Here is a 20,867-nt window from a genome sequence, read left to right on the forward strand (position 1 = left end):
AGCTCGGGCAGATCATGTCGCGAGAATGCAATAGAGTGATGACGCTGAGCAGGCCGAGCAATCACCGCGTGATCCGGAGAGGATGTGAGGCTATATCCTCGTCCACCGCTGTCATCGCCCGGCCTGTGCGCAATTGCGCACATGGACCGGGCGATCCAGTACGCCGCAGCCTCTCGGCTCAAGCACTGCGGCCTCTGGAATACTGGATCACCCGCATGCGCGGGTGATGACACTGCGCGGTGTGACGCCTTGGATCGCGAACCATCCTCATCGTCGTCCCTGCGAAAGCAGGGACCCATAACCATAAATGCCAATTGTTGGCGATGCTGGAACAACGAGCCCCTTGAACAAGGTCCGCCGCCGCGGCGTATGGGTCCCTGCTTTCGCAGGGACGACGCGTCGGAGGAGCCGCGGACTCACATCTCTCTCCGGTGACAAGCCCCGCATACGGATCCAGTACGCCGCAGCCTCTCGGCTCAACCACTGCGGCCTCTGGAATACTGGATCACCCGCATGCGCGGGTGATGACACGGAGCAAGCTGAGCGGCGTCGGTGCGATTTCTGGATAATGGAAAAGTACAGCTGAGTTGCCCGACGAGTCAAGTGGCCGTGTCCGCCGGCAGCTGCCGGCTCCTTTGCATGGGGTTGTTTTCGATATTTCGGCGGTGCGCTCCTGCGGCGGCAGGCTATCGCATCCGATCACGCTGTGGGTTGTGTCGACGACGTCGGTCCGGAGACAAAGCCGGCCTGGCTGCGCAGCCGTGATGTCTCGGGCGACGTCAGCAACGTGATCAGACGTAGCGCCTGCGATGCCGACGCTGCCCGCGTGGCAACCGCGGCCGTATACATGGTCGCGAGCCCGCATCCCGGCGGCAGGATGCCCGACAGCACGACACCCTCAGTGCTGATGATCTCGGTCGATTGCGTGCAGCCGATCGGCCGCCGGTCACGGGACTCGGCCAGATGCCGCATGGCCGTCGCGCCGTTCGGATAGACTCTTAGCCGGTCGGCGACCACGTTTGCGATGTCGAGTTGCGCAAGGACTTTGGCAACGTGAATTCCGGCCGTCGATGCCTTGGTATCGGGCACGAAGATGGCGTCGGACGCGAGCAGGCTGGCCGCATCCTCGGCGGCGACAGGCGTATCGCCGGTCCGAACCGCAAGAGCGGTCTCGACCCGGCCGATGTCGGCGATCGACGATTGCAAAACCAGCCCTTCGTCGGCCAGATTCGCAATGAGGGCAGCGGTCAGGATCACGACATCGGTCGGGGTGCCGGCGCGCTGTCTGTCGGCCATGGCGCCGACCGCACCAAAATCGCCGGCGATGCGGAGGCCGGTTTCGGCTTCGAACGCTGGGGTGAGGCTGTGCACCAGGCTCTGCGCCGCGCCGCCGCTCAGGATGTTCAACGTTGTCGTGCGCGCTGTTCCATCGCTACCCTCTTGCCGCTGCGTGCTCATTGGGTCTTGTCCAGTCTTTTGACGACGTCTGCCCACTTCACGATATCGGCGCGCAGAAATTTGTCGAAGGCTTCCGGCGTCATTGTCATTGGCACCGCGCCTTGCTCGGCCCAAAACTTCTCGACCTCCGGCCGCCTGACCGCGGCATTCACGGCCGTGTTGAGCTTCTCGATGATCGGCTTCGGCGTACCCGCTGGTGCCATCAGGCCGAGCCAGATCGTCGCTTCATAACCGGAAACGCCCGCCTCGGTCACGGTCGGAACGTTTGATAGCACCGCGGAACGGGACTTGCCGGTTGTTGCGAGCGCGCGGACCTGGCTTTCGGCAACATTCGGTGCCATCGCCGGAACGGCGTCGATCATCATCTGGACCTGGCCGCCGATGACGCCGCTGCGGGCCTCACCACTGTTGCGGTAGGGCACATGCACGATGTTGATCCCGGCCATGGCTTTGAACAACTCGCCCGCCATGTGATACGGCGTCCCCTGACCCGACGAGGCGTAGTTCAGCTTTCCGGGCTCTGCCTTTGCAAGCGCGATGAACTCCTGCAGCGTCTTCGCCGGCACGGCGGGGTGGACCACGATCACCAGATCCGAAGTGTTGAGGGTTGCGATCGGCGTCAGGTCGCGCATCAGCTCATATTTGCGCTGGGGCACCAGCGATTCATTGGCGGTCTGGGTGTTCGACATCATCAGAAGGGTATAGCCAACGGCCGACGCCTTCGCGACCTCGAGCGTGCCGATCACGCCGCCGGCGCCGGTGCGGTTCTCCACCACGAAGGGTTGGCCGAGGTCTTGCTGCAGGATGCTGCCGATCTGGCGCGCAACGACGTCGGCCGGACCGCCGGGACCAAACGGAACGATGATCCTGACCGGCCGCGCAGGGTAATCCTCGGCGTCCGCATGCGAGCCTGACGCCGACACGGTCAGCAATGCCGCGACACACATCAAGGCGTACCGAAAGTCCGCCATTGATCGTCTCCCCCAACTTTAGTCTTCTTTCTTGACCAGAAGTCTAGCTGCAACCTGGAGCATCTGTCGACGACAGACATCGTCTTCGCGCGTCGGAATAAGGGCGGGAGGACGGTGTACTCAAACTTCGCCATCGCGTGCGGGGAATCAAATGAGGAAACATCCTGGGCTATCGCGCCGCGATTGGCTGAAGGGCACCGGTGCCGTGCTGGCAGGGACTGCCTTTTCAACGCGCGTGATGGCCGCCGCGCCAGCTGCGGAACCGGTTACGCCAGCGCTGATCGAGGCCGCGAAGAAGGAGGGGCAGGTCGTCTACTACACCTCGACCGATTTGCCGGTCGCCGAGAAATTGGCAAAGGCGTTCGAGGCGAAGTATGCGGGAATCACCGTGCGCGTCGAACGCACCGGCGCGGAGCGTGTGTTCCAGCGGGTGGGCCAGGAATACGCCAGCAACATTCACGCGGTCGACGTCGTCAATTCCTCCGACGCCGCGCATTTCATCGTGTGGAAGCGCGACGGCATCCTGGCGCCCTACGTCCCGGAGGAGGTCGCGAAATACTATCCGGAGGAGCATCGCGACGCGGACGGGCAATTCGCAAGCTTCCGGGTCTGGCTTTCGATCATTGCCTACAACACCAATCTCGTGAAGGCCGAGGATGCGCCGAAGAGCTTCGCCGATCTGCTCGATCCGAAATGGAAGGGCAAGATCGTCAAGGGGCACCCCGGCTATAGCGGCACCATCATGACCGCGACCTATCAGATGCAGCGCGACCTCGGCTGGAGCTTCTTTGAGCAGCTCGCCAAGCAGAACATCATACAGGTGCAGTCCTCGACCGATCCACCGAAGAAGCTCGATCTCGGCGAGCGCGCGGTGATGGCCGACGGCAACGAGTACAACATCTTTCAGCTGAAGGAGATGGGCCGCCCGGTCGAGCCGGTCTACGCCACCGAAGGGTCGCCGATCATTGTCGGCCCCAACGGGATATTCAAGGACTGTCCGCATCCGAATGCGGCAAGGCTGTTTCAGTCGTTCGCGCTCGGGCGCGAGGGGCAGCAGCTCAACGTCGAGATCGGCGGCCTCAGATCTGTCCATGCGCAGGCCCAGGAGAAGGCCGGGCGCACGCCGTTGAAGGACATCAAGACGATGAAGGACGACCCCGCCGCGGTGGAGCGGGAAGGGGAAGCGATCAAGGCGCACTACACCCGCATCTTCCGCGTTTGACGGACGGAGTGGGCTAGTAGCCGGGCAATTGGGCGTTTGCCGCATGGCATATACGCGGTTTTCGCCCGGACTGGGTCAATAATGCCCCTCGGCGGAGCGGATATTTGATGTTACCAATTTGGCATGAACCAGCATGCCAAGATCGATATCCGCCATTCCACCTGTCCGCACGACTGCCCCTCGGCATGTGCGCTCGACGTCGAGGTGATCGAGGGCCGCTCGATCGGCAGGGTGCGTGGCTCGAAACGGCAGACCTATACGGCCGGCGTGGTCTGCGCCAAGGTCGCGCGTTACGCCGAGCGCATTCACCATGCCGAGCGGCTGATGCATCCGCTGCGCCGGACCGGCCCGAAGGGCTCCGGCCAGTTCGCACGGATTTCCTGGGACGAGGCGCTGGACGAGATCGCGGCGCGATTCGACGCTGCCGAGCGGGAATTCGGCGCCGAGTCGGTCTGGCCTTATTACTACGCCGGCACCATGGGGCTCGTGATGCGCGACGGCCTCAACCGGTTGTCGCATGTGAAGAAGTACTCGCGCTTCTACGGCACGATCTGCTCGACCATCGCGCGCATCGGCTTCGCCGCTGGGACCGGCAAGATCGCCGGCGTCGATCCGCGCGAGATGGGCGTCTCTGATCTCGTCGTGATCTGGGGCACCAATCCGGTGAACACCCAGGTCAACGTGATGACGCATGCATCGCGCGCGCGGAAGGAGCGCGGCGCGAAGATCGCAGCGATCGACGTTTACAATAACGAGACCATGAAGCAGGCCGACATCAAGATCCTGCTGCGGCCTGGCACCGATGGCGCCTTCGCCTGCGCCGTGATGCACGTGCTGTTCCGCGAAGGATTTGCCGATCGCGATTATCTCGCGCGCTATACCGATTGCCCGGGCGAGCTGGAAGCGCATCTGAAGACCCGCACGCCGGAATGGGGCTCAGCGATCTCGGGCGTGCCGGTCGAGGAGATCGAGGCGTTCGCACGGCTGGTCGGGACCACCAAGCGCGCGTTCTTCCGCCTTGGTTACGGCTTCACCCGCAGCCGCAACGGCGCCGCGCAGATGCACGCCGCGCTGTGCATTCCCGCGGTGACCGGCGCCTGGCAGTACGAGGGCGGCGGCGCGTTCTTCAACAATGCCGGCATCTGGCGTTTCGACGAGTCCATCATCGAGGGCCACGACGCGATCGATCCCTCGACGCGGGTGCTCGACCAGTCGAAGATCGGCCGCATCCTGACCGGCGATGCCGAGGCGCTGAAGGGTGGCGGGCCGGTCAAGGCGATGCTGATCCAGAACACCAATCCGATGACGGTGGCGCCCGAGCAGGCGCTGGTGCGCCAGGGCTTTGCCCGCGAGGATCTGTTCGTCGCGGTGCATGAGCAGTTCATGACCGAGACGGCGCAGATGGCCGATATCGTGCTGCCGGCAACGATGTTCATGGAGCACGACGACCTCTATTACGGTGGCGGTCATCAGCATATCTCGGTCGGCCCGAAGCTGATCGATCCGCCCGGCGAATGCCGCTCCAACCACGAGGTGCTGCAGGGGCTCGGCCGCAGGCTCAATGCCGTGCATCCCGGTTTCGACATGACGCCGCGCCAGCTGATCGATGCGACGCTGAAGAAGAGCGGGCACGGCGATATCGAAAAGCTGGAGGCCGATATTTGGCGTGACCTCCAGCCGGATTTCCGCACCTCGCATTATCTCGACGGCTTCGCCCATGCCGACAAGAAGTTCCACTTCAAGGTCGATTGGGGCAAGGTCCCGGTCGGCGCGGGCGGGCTGATGGGCGCTTGGGACAAGATGCCCTCGCTGCCCGACCACTGGACCATCATCGAGGAGGCGGACACGCAGCATCCGTTCCGGCTCGCGACGTCACCCTCGCGCAGCTTCCTCAACACCAGCTTCAACGAAACACCGTCGTCGCAGGCCCGCGAGGGCGCGCCGACCGTGATGATCCACCCCGACGATGCGGCCGCGCTGTCGATTGCCGACGGGGAGGCCGTGACGCTCGGCAACACGCGCGGCGAGACCACGCTCACCGCAAAGCTGTTCGATGGCGTTCGCCGCGGCGTGCTGATCGCCGAGTCGATTCACCCGAACAAGTCCCACATCGGCGGGCGCGGCATCAACATGCTGACAGGCGCGGAGGCCGTCGCACCGCTTGGCGGGGCCGCGTTCCACGACAACAAGGTCTGGATCAGGAAGGCGTCCGCCGCCGCTTAAATCCTGCTTGCAGTCGGCGCCGATCCTGCCGCAAATGTCGGCTGGCAACAGCGCACAGCTAAGAAAACAGGCAGGAAACATGACCGACAACAGCGTTCTTCTCGAGAAGCGCGGGCAGGCGTTCTGGATCACCATCAACCGCCCGGACAAGCGCAACGCGCTCAATGCCGGTGTGATCGCGGGCATCGCCAGGGGTTATCGCGAGGCGCATGACGACAAGGACGTGCGTGTCATCGTGCTGACGGGCGCGGGCGACAAGGCGTTCTGCGCCGGCGCCGATCTGCAGAACAGCGGCGCGGCATTCTCGATGGATTTCTCGCGTCCGAATGTCGACTACGCCGATTTGCTGCGGCTGTCGCAGAACGCGACCAAGCCCGCGATCGCGCGGGTCGGCGGCGTCTGCATGGCGGGCGGCATGGGCCTGCTGTGCATGACCGATATGGCGGTCGCCGCCGATGGCGTGATCTTCGGCCTGCCGGAGGTGAAGGTCGGGGTGTTTCCGATGCAGGTGCTGAGCCTGCTGCAATCGATCGCGCCCGCACGCCTCATCAACGAATGGGCACTGACCGGCGAGCCGTTCGATGCCGCGACCGCACAGGCTGCGGGCCTTCTCAACTACGTCGTGCCGGCGGCCGAGCTCGATGCCAAGGTCGATTGGCTGATCGGCCGCATCGTCGACAAGTCACCGACGGCGATCCGTCGCGGCAAATATGCGATGCGGGCGATTGCCTCGATGTCGTTCGACGAAAGCATCGCCTACACCGAAAGCCAGATCGCGCTGCTCGCGATGACCGAGGACGCCAAGGAAGGCCTCAAGGCGTTCGGCGAGAAGCGCAAGCCGACCTGGACGGGGCGCTGAACGGCGGACCCTGCTTCTCCTCGCCCCGAGTGCGGGGAGGGCTCGCTGCCAAAATATCGAAAACAACCCCATGCAAAGTAGCTGGGCGGCTGCCGGTGTCCGACACGGCAGCTTGACACGTCGGGCAACTCACCGGCATTATTCCATTATTCCGAAATCGCGCAAACGCACCTCGCCCCTCGGTATTTGGTCAGTCATGACAAAGGACCTGAGTCCCGAAAACATCACAGGATGTCCTGTTGTCGAAGTTACGACCGCCAGCGGGGCGACGGAGCTTTGGATCGCCATAACAGCCCATGACGAGGCAGAGGCGGCCGTTCAAAAGCGTGTCCCGCCGGGTCTTTCCGTCCGATACGTCGGAGTACTTCTGCCCAATGTCCCGATAAAGGAAATAACGGGCCGAGGCTGGTTTTATCCGGGTGAGGCTGTTCGGATCGCGCCACGACCCCCAAACGCCCCAGACACCAAAAGGCCGCCAACTGACTCGCCTTAGGGGACGAAATGAATAGGTCAATCAAGGGCCGTTTGATCGCCTTAGCCGTAATTGAGCTGGCAATAGGCGCTATGTGGCTGTTCGGTACTACTAACCCGGCGATTTTCGCCGTGCTGACGATTGGTCTGCCCGTACTGGCTCTGATGGTTGCTCTGCCAATAGTGTTGTTGATCAGGTCCAATCGTTCTTCAATTCAAAACAAGCCGCCTTCAAATCCAAATTAGGCCAAGTGCTCCCGACGGGGTGACGCTTCAAACTATCAATCGCTGCCACCTCCCGCCACGATTGAACAAGGGGATTCTTTCGGGGGCAGTATTCAAACTGACCCACTATCCGCCCAACCCTCTCCCCGGAGACCGGGGTGAGGGAGCGCGATGCCCACCGCACGCTAGCCGGCGTTGGCCTTCAGGCCGGCGGCTTCGATGCCGGCCACGGCGCAGATCTCGTCATTGTCGGACGTGTCGCCGCTGACGCCGACGGCGCCGAGCAGGGTCGAGCCGTCCATGATCAGCACGCCGCCGGGGACCGGCACCAGCCGGCCCTGCGCCAGCGTGTTCACGCTGTCGATGAAATAGGCCTGCTCCTGCGCGCGCTGAAACAGCGCCCGCGATCCCATCCCCAGCGCCAGCGCGCCATAGGCCTTGCCGTGGGCGATCTCGGCCCGCATCAGGCTGGTGCCGTCCTGCGCCGCCGTCACCTTCACCGCGCCGCGCGCGTCGAGGATCGTAACGACCAGCGGCTTCAGCTTCTTCTCGACGCCCTTGGCGAGTGCGGCATCCAGAATCTTGCGGGCAGTTTCGAGAGTGAGCTCAGCCATGGGCCTTTTCCTTTGTCGATAACGATCTGTCGGAATTTGATGTCGCACGTTTCAGGCTCATCGCCAATACGCTGGCGACATGCAGCGGCGTGCGTCCGCTGCCGTCCTTGATCTGGTGCCGGCACGAGGTGCCGTCGGCCACGATCAGCGTGTCCTGATCCGCGCCGCGCACCGCGGGCAGCAGCGACAGCTCGGCCATCTCGATCGAGGCCTGATAGGTGTCCGCGCCATAGCCGAACGCGCCGGCCATGCCGCAGCAGCTCGACTCGATGGTCTTGACGTCGAGGCCGGGCACCAGACGCAGCACCTTCTCCACCGGCTTGAATGCGCCGAAGGATTTTTGGTGGCAATGACCATGCACGACGGCCTTGCCGGCGACGGCGCCGAGCGGCAGGGCGAGCCGTCCGGCCTCGGCCTCCCGCACCAGAAACTCCTCGAACAGCAGGGCGTGGGCGCTGACGGTCTTCGCGGCCTCATCCGAACGCAACGACAGCAGCTCGTCGCGCAAGGTCAGCAGGCAGCTCGGCTCGAGCCCAATGATCGGCACGCCGCGCGCGGCGAACGGCGCGTAGGTCGCAACCAGCCGGTCGAGCTCGGCTCGCGCCTGCTCGACGAGTCCGGCCGACAGGAACGTTCGGCCGCAGCACGGCGGGCGGCCGCCGTCCGACGATTTGGGCAGATGCACGCGATAGCCGCCGGCGACCAGGACCTCGACCGCGGCGTCGAGATTCTCCCGCTCATAGCCGCGGTTGAACGTATCGGCGAACAGCACGACTTCGCGCCCCTCAGGCGGTCCCAGCACCTCGGCGTCCGGCCGGAAGGTGTCGCGGCGAAACGCCGGCAGCGCGCGCTTTGCGCTGATCCCGGCGAATTTCTCGAACAGCGCGCGCAGCAGCGGGCTGCGGTTGCGCCAGTTCGCGAGCGGCGCGAAGCGCGAGGCGAGATCGACATAGCGCGGCAGGTAGCCGACCAGCCGGTCGCGCAGCGACAGGCCGTGCGTCGCGGCGCGGGCCGCCAGCACCTCGATCTTCATCTTGGCCATGTCGACGCCGGTCGGGCATTCATGGCGGCAGGCCTTGCAGGAGACGCAGAGTTTCAGCGTGTCCATCATCTCGTCGGAGGCGAGCGCGTCCGCACCCAACTGGCCCGAGATCGCGAGCCGAAGCGTGTTGGCGCGGCCGCGGGTGACGTCCTTCTCGTTGCGCGTCGCCCGATAGGACGGGCACATCACGCCGCCTTCGAGCTTGCGGCAGGCGCCGTTGTTGTTGCACATCTCGACCGCGCCCTGGAAGCCGCCGCCGGCGCCGGGATAGGCCGACCAGTCCAGCGCCGTCTTCAATTCGCCGACGCGATAGTCCGGCGAAAAACGAAACAGCGAGCGGTCGTCCATTTTCGGTGGATCGACGATCTTGCCCGGATTTAGCGTGTTGTCCGGATCGAAGCGCTGCTTGACCTCGCGGAAATCGGCCACGATGCGCGCGCCGAACATCGTCTCGTGGAATTCCGAGCGCACCAGGCCGTCGCCGTGCTCGCCGGAATGCGACCCCTTGTATTCGCGCACCATCGCGAAGGCTTCCTCGGCAATGGCGCGCATTGCCTTGACGTCCTTCTCGAGCTTCAGATTGAGCACCGGGCGCACATGCAGGCAGCCCTCGGAGGCGTGCGCATACATCGTGCCGCGGGTGCCATGCTTGGCGAACACGGCATTGAGCCGCTCGGTGTAGTCGGCAAGATGCGGCAGCGGCACCGCGCAATCCTCGACGAACGAGACCGGCTTGCCCTCCTGCTTCATCGACATCATGACGTTGAGCCCGGCTGCGCGGAAATCGGCGATGCCGGATTGCAGCGCGGGCTCGACGATCTCGACCACGCCGCCCCATTTGCGCTGCGGTCTGTCCCAGCCGAAGCCGAGATCGCCCATCAGCTCGCCGAGCTGCTTCAGGCGCGCGAGGTTGTCGGCCTGATCCTCCTCGGCGAACTCGACCACAAGTATGGCGTCCGGATCGCCGCGCACGGCGGCGGAAATGATCGGCTGGAACATCGCGATCTCGCGTCCGAGCGCGATCATGGTGCGATCGACCAGCTCGACCGCGATCGGCCGCAGCTTGACCAGATGCTGGGCCGCATCCATCGCCTCGTAGAAGCTGCCGAAATGGCAGACGCCGAGCGCCTTGTTGCGGATGACAGGCCACAGCTTCAGCTCGACCCGCGTCGTGAAGGCGAGGGTGCCTTCCGAGCCGACCAGAAGATGCGCCATGTTGTTCGGCGCGTTGCGCGGCACCAGCGCGTCGAGATTATAGCCGCCGACGCGGCGCTGCACCTTGGGGAATTTGTCCGCGATCTCGGCCGCCTCGCGCTCGCCGAGATCGAGCATGTCGCGGAATAGCTGCGATCCGCTGTCGGGAGCATTGACCCGCGTCAGGTCGCGCGGCACTTCGCCGAAATGCAGCAGTGTGCCGTCGGCGAGGGCCGCATCCATCGACAGCGTGTTGTCGCGCATCGTGCCGTAGCGCAACGAGCGGCCGCCGCAGGAATTGTTGCCGGCCATGCCGCCGATCGTGGCGCGCGACGCGGTCGAGACGTCGACCGGAAACCACAGCCCATGCTTCCTGAGCTGACGGTTGAGATCGTCGAGCACGATGCCGGGCTCGACCACGCAGGTCCGGTTCTCGACGTCGAGCGAGAGGATGCGGTTCAGGTGCTTGGAGAGGTCGACCACGATGCCGTCGTTGACGGTCTGGCCGCATTGCGAGGTGCCGCCGCCGCGCGGGGTGACGATCCGTCCGGCGTCGCGGACGATCGCAAGCGTCCGCAGCGCCTCGTCGACGGTGCGCGGCACGACCACGCCGGCCGGCATGATCTGGTAGAACGAGGCGTCGGTCGCGTAGCGGCCGCGGTTGAAGGCATCGAAAAACACGTCGCCGGTCAGGTCGGACCGCAGGCGCTGTTCGAGCGAGGAGGCGTTCTTCATCCCAGATCCGATGTGATCCGCGGCGCAACGAATATTGCCCGGGAATTATTCATTCGATTGAGCCGAGAATTACATTATGAATTCAAAATGAGCAACTAGCTGCTCTGAGGCGTTGCCTCTGGGGCGGCGTCAGGCCCCTCGGCGAGGTGCTCGAGGGCGGCGCCCCGCTTGTTGCGCAGATGGGCGAACAGGATGTCGCTGAGCTCGCTGCTGGCGCGGCGGCGCAGCGCATCGAGGATCGCCTCGTGCTCGCGCATCGCCTCGGCCCAGCGCTGCCGCTTGCGGGCGAAGTTCGCGGAATAGCGCACGCGGCGGATCCGGCCCGCGAAGTTGGCGTAGGTCGTCTTCAGCGTCTCGTTGCGCGCAGCCGCGACGATGCTCTCGTGGATCTGCTGGTTGGTCTGGAAATAGCCGTGCATGTCGCGGTGCAGGTAGTGGCCGTACATCTCGTAGTGCAGCCGCTCGATCGCCGCGATTTCCTCGTCCGTGATGCTCTCGCAGGCCAGCCGACCGGCCAGGCTCTCCAGCCCGGCCATGACGTCGAACAGTTCCTCGAGGTCGCGCTGGCTGAGCTGGCGCACCCGCGCGCCGCGGTTGGGCAACAGCTCGATCAGGCCCTCGGCGGCCAGCACCTTGAGCGCCTCGCGCAGCGGCGTCCTGGAGATCCCCAGCATTTCGCACAGCTGGCGTTCCGGAACGCGCCCGCCCTCGGGAATGTTGCCTTCCACGACGTAGTCGCGCAGCCGCAACAGGATCTCGCCGTGAAGCGAGACCTCCTGGCGGTCGCTGCCGTTGCCGGCGGCGGGTTGGGTGATCGGAACCCCGGTCTCGGGAATCGCAGATTTCATATTCTGAACAATAATTTGCCGGCGCGGTCGCGTCGATCTCCACAATCGAATACCAAAATTCGATTGATAATACAAAAAATGAATGCAAAATGGTTGGCCAAGGAGCCGAAATCCGGCAATTGGGAGGTTCTCATGCATCAAGGACGCCATTTTCTGCAGATTCCGGGGCCGAGCCCCGTTCCGGATCGCATTCTTCGCGCGATGGACATGCCGGTCATCGACCACCGCAGCGCGGAGTTCGCCGAGCTTGGCCGCACCGTGCTCGAGGGAAGCGGCAAGATCTTCCAGACCGCAGGCCCGGTGGTGATCTTCCCGTCGTCGGGCACCGGCGCCTGGGAAGCTGCGATCGTCAACACGCTGTCGCCCGGCGACAGGGTCCTGATGGTCGAGACCGGGCACTTCGCCACGCTGTGGCGGCAGCTCGCCGGCCGTTTCGGCATCGAGGTCGACTTCATTGCCGGCGATTGGCGGCGCGGCGCCGACCCAGCGTTGATCGAAGCAAGGCTTGCCGCGGACGCCGCGCACAGCATCAAGGCTGTCATGGTCGTCCACAACGAGACCTCGACCGGCGCGACCAGCCGGATCGCCGACATCCGTGCCGCCATCGACCGCACCGCCCATCCGGCGCTGTTGATGGTCGATACCATTTCCTCGCTCGGCTCGGTCGACTACCGGCACGACGAGTGGAAGGTCGACGTCAGCGTCAGCTGCTCGCAGAAGGGTTTTATGCTGCCGCCCGGCCTCGGCTTCAACGCCATTTCGGAAAAGGCCCGCGCCGCGTCGCGCAGCAACAAGATGCCGCGCTCTTATTTCGACTGGGAGGAAATGCTGAAGCCGAACGCCAAGGGCTTCTTCCCCTACACGCCGGCGACGAACCTGCTCTACGGGCTGCGCGAGGCGATCGCGATGCTGCTGGAAGAGGGGCTCGACAACGTGTTCGCGCGCCATCGGCGGCTCGCCGCCGCGACGCGCGCGGCCGTCAATCAATGGGGGCTCGAGAATCTCTGTCAGGAGCCCTCGGAGTTTTCGCCGGTGCTGACCGCGGTGATGATGCCGCCCGGCCATGATGCCGATGCGTTCCGCAAGGCGGTGCTCGACAATTTCAACATGTCGCTCGGGGCCGGCCTGTCGAAGGTCGCCGGCAAGGTGTTCCGCATCGGTCATCTCGGCGAGTGCAACGAGCTGACGCTGCTCGGCGCGCTCACCGGCGTCGAGATGGGGCTGTCGGTCGCCGGCGTGCCGCACCGCTCGGGCGGCGTCGAGGCGGCGATGCGGCTGCTCGAGCAGCGCGATCAACGCAACGCGTCGCATCTGAAGGTGGTCAGCACTTAAGCGCCGACCAACGGCATCCCGCACGCCAACGGCTCAGAAAAATCGCGGAACAGGGAAGGGGAGGGATATGAGGCTTCGGTTCAAGGCCACCCATGTCGTGTTGGCCATGCTCTGCGTGATGTATTTCATCACCTATGTCGACCGCGTCAACATCGGCACCGCGGCCAGCGAGATCCAGAAGGAGCTCGGTCTGTCGAACACCGAGCTCGGCCTGGTGTTCTCGGCCTTCGCCTATCCGTACCTGCTGTTCCAGGTGATCGGCGGCTGGGTCGGCGATCGCTTCGGGCCGCGCAAGACCTTGTTCTGGTGCGGCATGATCTGGGCTGCGGCGACCATCATGACCGGCTTTGTCCATGGTCTCGCCGCGCTGTTCGTCGCGCGCTTCGCGCTGGGGTTCGGCGAAGGCGCGACGTTCCCGACCGCGACCCGCGCCATGCAGTACTGGACGCCCGCGAACCGCCGCGGTTTCGCGCAAGGCCTCACGCACGCCTTCGCACGGCTCGGCAACGCGGTGACCCCGCCGGTGGTCGCGCTCCTGATCCTCTGGCTGACATGGCGCGGCGCCTTCGTCGCGCTCGGCATCGTCAGTCTGATCTGGGGCGTTGTGTGGGTCTGGTACTTCCGCAACCAGCCGGCCGACCATGGCTCGATCACCGCGGCCGAGCTTGCGACCTTGCCGCCGCGGCCGCAGGGCGAGCGGCCGAAGGTGCCGTGGGGACCGCTGTTGCAGCGGATGTGGCCGGTGACCTTGACCTATTTCTGCTACGGCTGGTGCCTGTGGCTCTACCTCAACTGGCTGCCGCTGTTCTTCAAGAACAATTACAGCCTCGATCTGAAGAACTCGGCGCTGTTCGCATCCGGCGTGTTCTTTGCCGGCGTCGTCGGCGACAGCATCGGCGGCGTGATCTCCGACCGCATTCTCGAGCGCACAGGCAAAGTGCGGCTGGCGCGGCTCAGCGTGACGGTCGTGGGATTCGCGGGCGCGCTGCTGTCGCTGATGCCGATCCTGTTCGTTCACGACATCACGGTGGTCGCGCTCTGCCTGTCGGCTGGCTTCTTCTGCGCCGAGCTCGTGATCGGCCCGATGTGGTCGATCCCGATGGACATCGCGGCGAAATATTCCGGCACTGCCGCGGGGATCATGAACAGCGGCTCGGCTTTCGCGGCGATCGTCTCGCCGCTGGTCGCCGGTTTCGTCATCGACGCCACCGGAAACTGGTACCTGCCGTTCCTGATGTCGATGGGGCTGCTGCTGCTTGGTGGTTTCTCGGCGTTCCTGATGCATCCGGAGCGGCCGTTCGAGGAGACGAGCGAACTGGCGACGCCGGGGAAGGTGGTGGCCGCCGAATGAGCGGCTGCAGGTGCCTCCCGGCGCCGCCGGATATGCATGTCTGCCCCCCGCCGGGAGGAGAACAAACCCGGCGAAAATGGTGACATGGATGCGATCTTGAAGAGAGGTCGGGAGTGTTGAGCTTGGGTATGCTTCGCGGCGGCTGCCATTGCGGTGAGATCAGGTTCGAAATCCCCGATCAGGCGGCTTTCAGTACCGTCTGCCATTGCCACGATTGTCGCAAGCAATCTGGCGCGCCGATGCTGGCATGGGCAATGGTCCCGCGGGCCGCGGTCTCGATCCAGGGGAAGCCGAAGCTTTATTCGTCTTCAGAGAGCGGCCAGCGCTCGTTCTGCCCGGCATGCGGCGCGGGGCTGTTCTTCAGCAACGGAATTCTCGACCAGATGGGCATGATGCAGGTCAGGATCGCCGCGCTCGACGATCCGAATGCGATCGCGCCCAAGGTTCAGGTGCAGACGGCCGAGCGCGTTGGATGGGTGGGCTTGCTTCACGATCTTCCGGCCTTCGAGCGCTTCCCGGGCTGAGCGCGCGTAATCGCTGGCGGGGCATGGCAACGGATGCCAGGTCAACTCACTGAGCTGTCTGAAGAAAAGTTAAGCCATGTGGCCCGTTACGGGCTGATATGGTTGGCTTCAATTTCCGGATAGTGATATGCGAGCGGCTCACCACGACCAAGACAAGACCGGGAAAGACGCTCATGACCGTGCATACTGGAAGGCATTTTCTGCAGATTCCGGGACCGACCAACGTGCCGGACCGGGTGCTGCGGGCGATGGACATGCCGACCATGGACCATCGCGGTGCCGAATTCGCCGAGATCGGCTTTGCCGTGCTTTCTGCGATGCAGCGTGTGTTCCGCACCAAGCAGCCCGTGATCATCTACCCCTCGTCGGGGACCGGCGCCTGGGAGGCCGCGATCGTCAACACGCTGCAGCCGGGCGACAAGGTCTTGATGTGCGAGACCGGCCAGTTCGCCGTGCTGTGGCACGGCATCGCCGACAAGTTCAAGCTCGACGTCGATTTCATTCCGGGCGACTGGCGCCATGGTGCCGACCTCGAGCAGATCGAGGCCAGGCTCGCCGCCGACAAGGCGCACAAGATCAAGGCCGTCTGCGTGGTCCATAACGAGACCTCGACCGCCTGCGTCACCTATCCGCGCGACGTCCGCAAGATCCTCGACACCCTGAAGCATCCGGCGCTGTTGATGGTCGACACCATCTCCGGCCTCGGCTCGCTCGAATATGAGCATGATGCCTGGGGTATCGACGTCTCGATCGCCGGCTCCCAGAAGGGGCTGATGCTGCCGCCCGGCCTCGGCTTCAACGCCGTGTCGGAGAAGGCGCTGGCGGTGGCCAAGGCCAATCCGGGGATGCGTTCCTATTGGGACTGGCAGGAGGTCATCAACATCAACAAGGCCGGCACCTGGCCGTATACGCCTGCCACCAACCTGCTGTTCGGCTTGCGCGAGGCCGTGAAGATGCTGGAGGAGGAGGGGCTGGACAACGTCTTCGCCCGCCACAAGCGCCACAGCGAAGCGACGCGTGCCGCCATCAAGGTCTGGGGTCTGGAGACTCAGTGCCAGGAGCAGGGCGCGCACTCGCCGGCGCTGACCGCGGTGCGCGTGCCTGACGGCCACGATGCCGACCACTTTCGCAAGGTCGTGCTGGAGAATTTCGACATGTCGCTCGGCACCGGCCTCAACAAGGTCAAGGGCAAGGTGTTCCGGATCGGGCATATCGGCCACTTCAACGACCTGATGCTGATGGGCACGCTGTCCGGTGTCGAGATGGGTCTTGATCTCGCCAAGGTGCCGCATCGCAGTGGCGGTGTGCTGGCGGCGATGGAGGTCCTCAAGGGACGCGACCCATCGCAGGCGTCGAAAGCGGTTGCTTGAACAGGCTGGCCTGAAACCTTATCGCAAAGAACAGAAAGAGCGAGACATGAACGCGCCCGTCGCACCGACCGAAGACCTGATCTACTCCGTCGCGGACGGGATCGCGCGCATCACGTTCAATCGGCCGCAGGCCCGCAACGCGCTGACCTTTGCGATGTACGAGCAGATGGCCTCGATCTGCGAGAACATCAACCAGGATCACTCCATCAAGGCGCTGATCCTGACCGGCGCGGGCGACAAGGCGTTCGCCTCGGGCACCGACATCTCCCAGTTCCGGGCATTCAAGACCGCCCAGGATGCGCTGGACTATGAGGCGCGGATCGACCGCGTGCTGGGAACGCTGGAACAGTGCCGCGTGCCTGTGATCGCGGCGATCGCCGGCGCTTGCACCGGCGGCGGCGCCGGCATCGCTGCATGCTGCGATATCCGCATCGGCACCGAGGCGACGCGGATCGGCTTCCCGATCGCGCGCACGCTCGGCAACTGCCTCTCGATGTCCAACATCTCGCGGCTGGTCTCGCTGATCGGTCCGGCGCGGACCAAGGATCTGATCTTCAAGGCGCGCCTGGTCGAGGCACCCGAAGCGCTGGCGCTCGGGCTGTTGAACGAAGTCGTCCCCGACGTGGAGACACTGCAGCGCCGTGCCACCGAGACCGCGCAGCTCGTCGCGAGCCATGCGCCGATCACGCTCGAGGTGACCAAGGAAGCGGTGCGCCGCATCCGCCGCACGCTGTCGCGCGACGAAGGCGAAGACCTGATCCTGCGCGCCTATATGAGCGAGGATTTCCGCGAGGGCATGGACGCTTTCCTCAACAAGCGCACGCCGAACTTCAAGGGCAAGTAACGGCGGCGAGGCGCTTGCCCAAGTGGCTCTCGGGCAATTCGTGTCGCGAGACGGCACATGTGTGACTCGCAGATCGCTCCACAAATTCAGTGTCGTCCCTGCGAAAGCAGGGACCCATAACCACCGAAGTTCATTGTTGTGCGACGCTGGAACGACGAGTCCCATTCGCAACACCCGCCGCGGAGTATGGGTCCCTGCTCCCGTGCGCAATTGCGCACTAGGCAGGGACGACAGTGAACAAGCGGCGCGCCTTCAGCGCCCTCGCAACGACACCCACCTCATTCCAAAGTCATAGGTCATGCGGCAGTTCGGCGGCTTGAACTCACCTGCATTCTCGGCACAATGACACGTACCCGCCACCTCGACGGTTTTGCGAAGCCGAACAAATAGATAGGGAAGAAACACGTGGGACAGATTGTGAAAACCACGGCGGCCATCGCGGCGCTGCTGCTGAGCACGCCGGCGTTCGCCGGCTGGGAGCCGAGCAAGCCGGTCGAGATCGTGGTTGCGGCGGGCGCCGGCGGTGCTTCCGACCAGATGGCGCGCATGATGCAGGCGGCAATCCAGAAGAACAATCTGATGAAGCAGCCGATGGTGGTCTCGCTGAAGGGCGGCGCGTCGGGTGCCGAGGCGCTGATGTACATGAAGTCCAGCGAGGGCGATCCCAACAAGGTGCTGATCGCCTATTCGCTGATCTACATGCTGCCGCTGTCGGCCAAGATCCCGTTCAACTGGCGCGACCTCACGCCGGTGTCGGTGATCGCGCTCGACCAGTTCGTGTTGTGGGACAATGCGTCGGGCCCCAAGACCGTCAAGGACTTCATCGCGGCCGCGAAGGCCGCGAGCGCGCCGTTCAAGATGGGCGGCACGGGCTCCAAGCGCGAGGATCATGTGCTGACCGTCTTCATGGAGCAGAAGACCGGCGCGAAATTCTCCTATCTGCCGTACAAGTCCGGCGGCGAGGCCGCGACCCAGCTGGTCGGCGGCCATACCGAATCCAACGTCAACAATCCGAGCGAAAACCTCGAGGTCTGGCGCGCCGGGCAGGTTCGCGCGCTCTGCGTGTTCGACAAGGAGCGCATCTCCTACAAGACCAAGGTCACCGACACGCAATCCTGGAACGATATCCCGACCTGCAAGGAGGAGGGGCTGGACGTGCAGTATCTGATGCTGCGCGCCATGTTCCTGCCGGGCAAGGTCACCCAGGAGCAGCAGGCATTCTATGCCGACCTGTTCCAGAAGGTGACGCAGACGGCGGAATACAAGGACTACATGGAGAAGCAGGCCTTGAAGCCGATCTTCCTCACCGGCAAGGACATGGTCGAGTTCCTCGAGGATGACGACAAGCTCAATGCCTCGCTCATGAACGCGGCGGGCTTTGTCGCGAAGTAGCGGTCGCGGTTTGCTTACCTTCGGGTCCGAATTGGCTTGCAAGCGGCAGCGGCGCAGTGATTATTGCGCCGCAGTATGGCCGAACGTCCGGCGAGCCCGATCGGGCTGGGTCACCCCTCCGTCGCCGTTGCGGGACCGTGAGGAGCGATCATGACCAAAGCCGTTCTCGGCATCATCGGCGGATCCGGCATCTACGATCTGCCGGGCCTGGAAAACGTCCGCGAGGAAGCCATCGCGAGCCCGTGGGGCGAGCCATCCGCGCCGCTGCGTCGTGGCGAGATGGCGGGGTTGCCGATCGTGTTCCTGCCGCGGCACGGCCAGGGACACGCGCTGTCGCCGTCCGACATCAATTATCGCGCCAATATCGACGTGCTGAAGCGGGCAGGGGTCACCGACCTGGTCGCGCTGTCGGCGTGCGGTTCGTTCAAGGAGGAGCTGCCGCCGGGCACTTTCGTATTGGTCGACCAGTTCGTCGATCGCACGCACAAGCGCGAGAGCTCGTTCTTCGGCAAGGGCTGCGTCGCGCATGTGTCGATGGCGCATCCGGTGTCGCCGTTGCTGGTCAAGCATCTCGCCGCCGCGGCCGAGGCCGAGCGAATCGCGTTCGCGCGCGGCGGCACCTATCTCTGCATGGAGGGGCCGCAATTCTCCTCGCTCGCCGAAAGCCTGACCTACAAGGCGCAGGGCTATTCGGTGATCGGCATGACCAACATGCCGGAAGCCAAGCTCGCCCGCGAGGCCGAGATCTGTTACGCCAGCGTGGCGATGGTCACCGATTTCGACTGCTGGCATCCGGCGCATGATGCCGTGACGGTGCAGGATATCATCCGCGTGCTGAATTCGAACGCTGAGAAGGCAAAGGCGCTCGTGGCGTGTCTGGCGCGGAATTTCCCGCGCGAGCATGAGCCGTGCCCGATCGGTTCGGATCGCGCGCTGGACACCGCGCTGATCACGGCGCCCACGGCCCGCGATCCGCAGCTGCTTGCCAAACTCGATGCTGTTGCCGGACGGGTGCTACGCGCATGAAAGTCGACGGACGACATTTTCGCAGCATCTGGCTCGAGCCCGACGGCTGGTCCGTCGGCGCGATCGATCAGCGACGATTGCCGCATGAATTCATCATTGCAAAAATCACGACGGCTGAGGAGGCCGGCGAGGCGATCAGCTCGATGCTGGTGCGCGGCGCGCCGCTGATCGGCGCCACCGCGGCCTATGGCATGGCGCTTGCGATGCGCGCCGATGCCTCCGATGCGGCGCTCGAGCGCGCCGGCAAGATGCTGGCTGCGACCCGGCCGACCGCGATCAATCTGAAGTGGGCGATCGACGAGATGCAGCGCGCGCTCGCTCCGCTCGCTGCGTCTGCCCGGGCGGAAGCGGCCTATACCCGCGCTCGCGAGATCGCCGACGAGGATGTCGAGATCAACCGCGAGATCGGCCGCCACGGCCTCGGCCTGATCGAAAAAATCGCCGCGACCAAGAAGCCGGGCGAGCCGGTCAACGTGCTGACGCATTGCAATGCCGGCTGGCTTGCAACCGTCGATTGGGGAACGGCGACGTCACCGATCTACCAGGCGCATGATCGCGGCATTGCGGTCCATGTCTGGGTCGACGAAACGCGCCCGCGCAATCAGGGCGCCTCGCTCACCGCCTGGGAACTCGGCCACCACGGCGTGCCGCATACCGTGATCCCCGACAACACTGGCGGCCACCTGATGCAGCATCGCATGGTTGACCTTGCGATCGTCGGGACCGACCGCGTCGCCGCCAATGGCGACGTCTGCAACAAGATCGGGACCTATCTGAAGGCGCTCGCGGCGCACGACAACGATGTGCCGTTCTACGTTGCGCTGCCGTCGCCGACCATCGACTTTAGTATCGATGACGGCGTCAGGCAGATTCCGATCGAGCAGCGTGCGGCCGCCGAGGTGACGCACCTCACCGGGCGGACGGCGGACGGACGGATCGAGACCGTGCGCGTGGTTCCGGACGGCTCTTCGGTGGCCAATTTCGGCTTCGACGTCACGCCGGCGCGGCTGGTGACGGGATTGATCACCGAGCGCGGCGTGCTCGGCGCTGATCGTGCTGCGCTTGCGGGCGCATTTCCCGAACGTTCCGGGCGTTAGCTGAAGGCTGCATTGACGGTGATTGGTTCAGCACGCTATCCCAATCGTTGCCCTCGCAACCCAGACCGT

General features: G+C 64.5%; 17 protein-coding genes. 12 read left to right on the forward strand and 5 right to left on the reverse strand.

The window, feature by feature from the left end:
* Nucleotides 1-699 precede the first annotated feature (699 nt).
* Both AAFG07_RS14720 and AAFG07_RS14725 read right to left on the reverse strand, forming a co-directional pair.
* Nucleotides 700-1,458, reverse strand: coding sequence for a substrate-binding domain-containing protein (locus AAFG07_RS14720; RefSeq protein ID WP_342727904.1), 759 nt, complete (start codon nt 1,456-1,458; stop codon nt 700-702).
* Complete coding sequence (locus AAFG07_RS14725) at nt 1,455-2,429, reverse strand: tripartite tricarboxylate transporter substrate binding protein (RefSeq protein WP_342727905.1); 975 nt, start codon at nt 2,427-2,429, stop codon at nt 1,455-1,457. The genes AAFG07_RS14720 and AAFG07_RS14725 overlap by 4 nt, the downstream gene beginning before the upstream one ends.
* 151 nt (nt 2,430-2,580) lie before the next feature.
* On the opposite strand from AAFG07_RS14725, the gene AAFG07_RS14730 reads away from it, so the two are divergent.
* The 4 genes from AAFG07_RS14730 (at nt 2,581) to AAFG07_RS14745 (ending at nt 7,450) form a co-directional block, all read left to right on the forward strand.
* Nucleotides 2,581-3,651, forward strand: a complete 1,071-nt coding sequence (locus tag AAFG07_RS14730) for an extracellular solute-binding protein (protein ID WP_342727906.1) — start codon at nt 2,581-2,583, stop codon at nt 3,649-3,651.
* A gap of 123 nt (nt 3,652-3,774) precedes the next feature.
* Nucleotides 3,775-5,874 carry a molybdopterin oxidoreductase family protein gene (locus AAFG07_RS14735; RefSeq protein ID WP_342727907.1) on the forward strand — a complete coding sequence of 700 codons (2,100 nt, stop codon included), beginning with the start codon at nt 3,775-3,777 and terminating at the stop codon, nt 5,872-5,874.
* A gap of 79 nt (nt 5,875-5,953) precedes the next feature.
* On the forward strand, nt 5,954-6,733 hold the full coding sequence (locus AAFG07_RS14740) for an enoyl-CoA hydratase/isomerase family protein (protein ID WP_342727908.1): 780 nt from the start codon (nt 5,954-5,956) through the stop codon (nt 6,731-6,733).
* 501 nt (nt 6,734-7,234) lie between these two features.
* On the forward strand, nt 7,235-7,450 hold the full coding sequence (locus AAFG07_RS14745) for a hypothetical protein (RefSeq protein WP_342727909.1): 216 nt from the start codon (nt 7,235-7,237) through the stop codon (nt 7,448-7,450).
* A gap of 164 nt (nt 7,451-7,614) precedes the next feature.
* Here the strand turns inward: AAFG07_RS14745 and AAFG07_RS14750 are convergent, their stop codons facing one another.
* The 3 genes from AAFG07_RS14750 to AAFG07_RS14760 all read right to left on the reverse strand — a co-directional run bounded on the left by AAFG07_RS14750 (nt 7,615) and on the right by AAFG07_RS14760 (nt 11,862).
* Nucleotides 7,615-8,043: a heme-binding protein gene (locus tag AAFG07_RS14750; RefSeq protein ID WP_212310212.1), complete on the reverse strand. Its 429-nt coding sequence runs from the start codon at nt 8,041-8,043 to the stop codon at nt 7,615-7,617.
* A complete protein-coding gene (locus AAFG07_RS14755) occupies nt 8,036-11,014 on the reverse strand; it encodes an FAD-linked oxidase C-terminal domain-containing protein (RefSeq protein ID WP_342727910.1) in 2,979 nt (992 codons plus the stop codon). The genes AAFG07_RS14750 and AAFG07_RS14755 overlap by 8 nt, the downstream gene beginning before the upstream one ends.
* 95 nt (nt 11,015-11,109) lie before the next feature.
* Nucleotides 11,110-11,862 (reverse strand): GntR family transcriptional regulator, encoded by a 753-nt coding sequence (locus AAFG07_RS14760; RefSeq protein WP_342727911.1) that lies wholly within the window; start codon nt 11,860-11,862, stop codon nt 11,110-11,112.
* 132 nt (nt 11,863-11,994) lie between these two features.
* Here AAFG07_RS14760 and AAFG07_RS14765 point away from each other — a divergent pair, with 132 nt between their 5' ends.
* The 8 genes from AAFG07_RS14765 (at nt 11,995) to mtnA (ending at nt 20,798) form a co-directional block, all read left to right on the forward strand.
* Nucleotides 11,995-13,194: an alanine--glyoxylate aminotransferase family protein gene (locus AAFG07_RS14765; protein WP_342727912.1), complete on the forward strand. Its 1,200-nt coding sequence runs from the start codon at nt 11,995-11,997 to the stop codon at nt 13,192-13,194.
* A 67-nt stretch (nt 13,195-13,261) separates the two neighbouring features.
* Entirely contained in the window at nt 13,262-14,545 is a 1,284-nt protein-coding gene (locus AAFG07_RS14770; protein ID WP_342727913.1) for an MFS transporter, read from the forward strand.
* Between the two features lie 128 nt (nt 14,546-14,673).
* Nucleotides 14,674-15,069, forward strand: a complete 396-nt coding sequence (locus tag AAFG07_RS14775) for a GFA family protein (RefSeq protein ID WP_342727914.1) — start codon at nt 14,674-14,676, stop codon at nt 15,067-15,069.
* A gap of 173 nt (nt 15,070-15,242) precedes the next feature.
* Nucleotides 15,243-16,439 carry an aminotransferase class V-fold PLP-dependent enzyme gene (locus AAFG07_RS14780; protein ID WP_207831379.1) on the forward strand — a complete coding sequence of 399 codons (1,197 nt, stop codon included), beginning with the start codon at nt 15,243-15,245 and terminating at the stop codon, nt 16,437-16,439.
* 46 nt (nt 16,440-16,485) lie between these two features.
* Nucleotides 16,486-17,283, forward strand: coding sequence for an enoyl-CoA hydratase/isomerase family protein (locus AAFG07_RS14785; protein ID WP_342727915.1), 798 nt, complete (start codon nt 16,486-16,488; stop codon nt 17,281-17,283).
* Between the two features lie 405 nt (nt 17,284-17,688).
* Nucleotides 17,689-18,675 (forward strand): tripartite tricarboxylate transporter substrate-binding protein, encoded by a 987-nt coding sequence (locus tag AAFG07_RS14790; protein ID WP_176530083.1) that lies wholly within the window; start codon nt 17,689-17,691, stop codon nt 18,673-18,675.
* Nucleotides 18,676-18,825: 150 nt separating this feature from the next.
* Nucleotides 18,826-19,701: an S-methyl-5'-thioadenosine phosphorylase gene (locus AAFG07_RS14795; RefSeq protein WP_342727916.1), complete on the forward strand. Its 876-nt coding sequence runs from the start codon at nt 18,826-18,828 to the stop codon at nt 19,699-19,701.
* Complete coding sequence (gene mtnA / locus AAFG07_RS14800; protein ID WP_342727918.1) at nt 19,698-20,798, forward strand: S-methyl-5-thioribose-1-phosphate isomerase; 1,101 nt, start codon at nt 19,698-19,700, stop codon at nt 20,796-20,798. The genes AAFG07_RS14795 and mtnA overlap by 4 nt, the downstream gene beginning before the upstream one ends.
* Nucleotides 20,799-20,867 lie beyond the last annotated feature (69 nt).

Source organism: Bradyrhizobium sp. B097 (assembly GCF_038957035.1).
Classification (GTDB): Bacteria; Pseudomonadota; Alphaproteobacteria; order Rhizobiales; family Xanthobacteraceae; genus Bradyrhizobium.

What these genes read in the sequence shown, in the direction of transcription:
- AAFG07_RS14720 (WP_342727904.1), bottom strand. Translation starts at nt 1,458, where the DNA reads ATGAGCACGCAGCGGCAAGAGGGTAGCGATGGAACAGCGCGCACGACA.
- AAFG07_RS14725 (WP_342727905.1), bottom strand. Translation starts at nt 2,429, where the DNA reads ATGGCGGACTTTCGGTACGCCTTGATGTGTGTCGCGGCATTGCTGACC.
- AAFG07_RS14730 (WP_342727906.1), top strand. Translation starts at nt 2,581, where the DNA reads ATGAGGAAACATCCTGGGCTATCGCGCCGCGATTGGCTGAAGGGCACC.
- AAFG07_RS14735 (WP_342727907.1), top strand. Translation starts at nt 3,775, where the DNA reads ATGAACCAGCATGCCAAGATCGATATCCGCCATTCCACCTGTCCGCAC.
- AAFG07_RS14740 (WP_342727908.1), top strand. Translation starts at nt 5,954, where the DNA reads ATGACCGACAACAGCGTTCTTCTCGAGAAGCGCGGGCAGGCGTTCTGG.
- AAFG07_RS14745 (WP_342727909.1), top strand. Translation starts at nt 7,235, where the DNA reads ATGAATAGGTCAATCAAGGGCCGTTTGATCGCCTTAGCCGTAATTGAG.
- AAFG07_RS14750 (WP_212310212.1), bottom strand. Translation starts at nt 8,043, where the DNA reads ATGGCTGAGCTCACTCTCGAAACTGCCCGCAAGATTCTGGATGCCGCA.
- AAFG07_RS14755 (WP_342727910.1), bottom strand. Translation starts at nt 11,014, where the DNA reads ATGAAGAACGCCTCCTCGCTCGAACAGCGCCTGCGGTCCGACCTGACC.
- AAFG07_RS14760 (WP_342727911.1), bottom strand. Translation starts at nt 11,862, where the DNA reads ATGAAATCTGCGATTCCCGAGACCGGGGTTCCGATCACCCAACCCGCC.
- AAFG07_RS14765 (WP_342727912.1), top strand. Translation starts at nt 11,995, where the DNA reads ATGCATCAAGGACGCCATTTTCTGCAGATTCCGGGGCCGAGCCCCGTT.
- AAFG07_RS14770 (WP_342727913.1), top strand. Translation starts at nt 13,262, where the DNA reads ATGAGGCTTCGGTTCAAGGCCACCCATGTCGTGTTGGCCATGCTCTGC.
- AAFG07_RS14775 (WP_342727914.1), top strand. Translation starts at nt 14,674, where the DNA reads ATGCTTCGCGGCGGCTGCCATTGCGGTGAGATCAGGTTCGAAATCCCC.
- AAFG07_RS14780 (WP_207831379.1), top strand. Translation starts at nt 15,243, where the DNA reads ATGACCGTGCATACTGGAAGGCATTTTCTGCAGATTCCGGGACCGACC.
- AAFG07_RS14785 (WP_342727915.1), top strand. Translation starts at nt 16,486, where the DNA reads ATGAACGCGCCCGTCGCACCGACCGAAGACCTGATCTACTCCGTCGCG.
- AAFG07_RS14795 (WP_342727916.1), top strand. Translation starts at nt 18,826, where the DNA reads ATGACCAAAGCCGTTCTCGGCATCATCGGCGGATCCGGCATCTACGAT.
- mtnA (WP_342727918.1), top strand. Translation starts at nt 19,698, where the DNA reads ATGAAAGTCGACGGACGACATTTTCGCAGCATCTGGCTCGAGCCCGAC.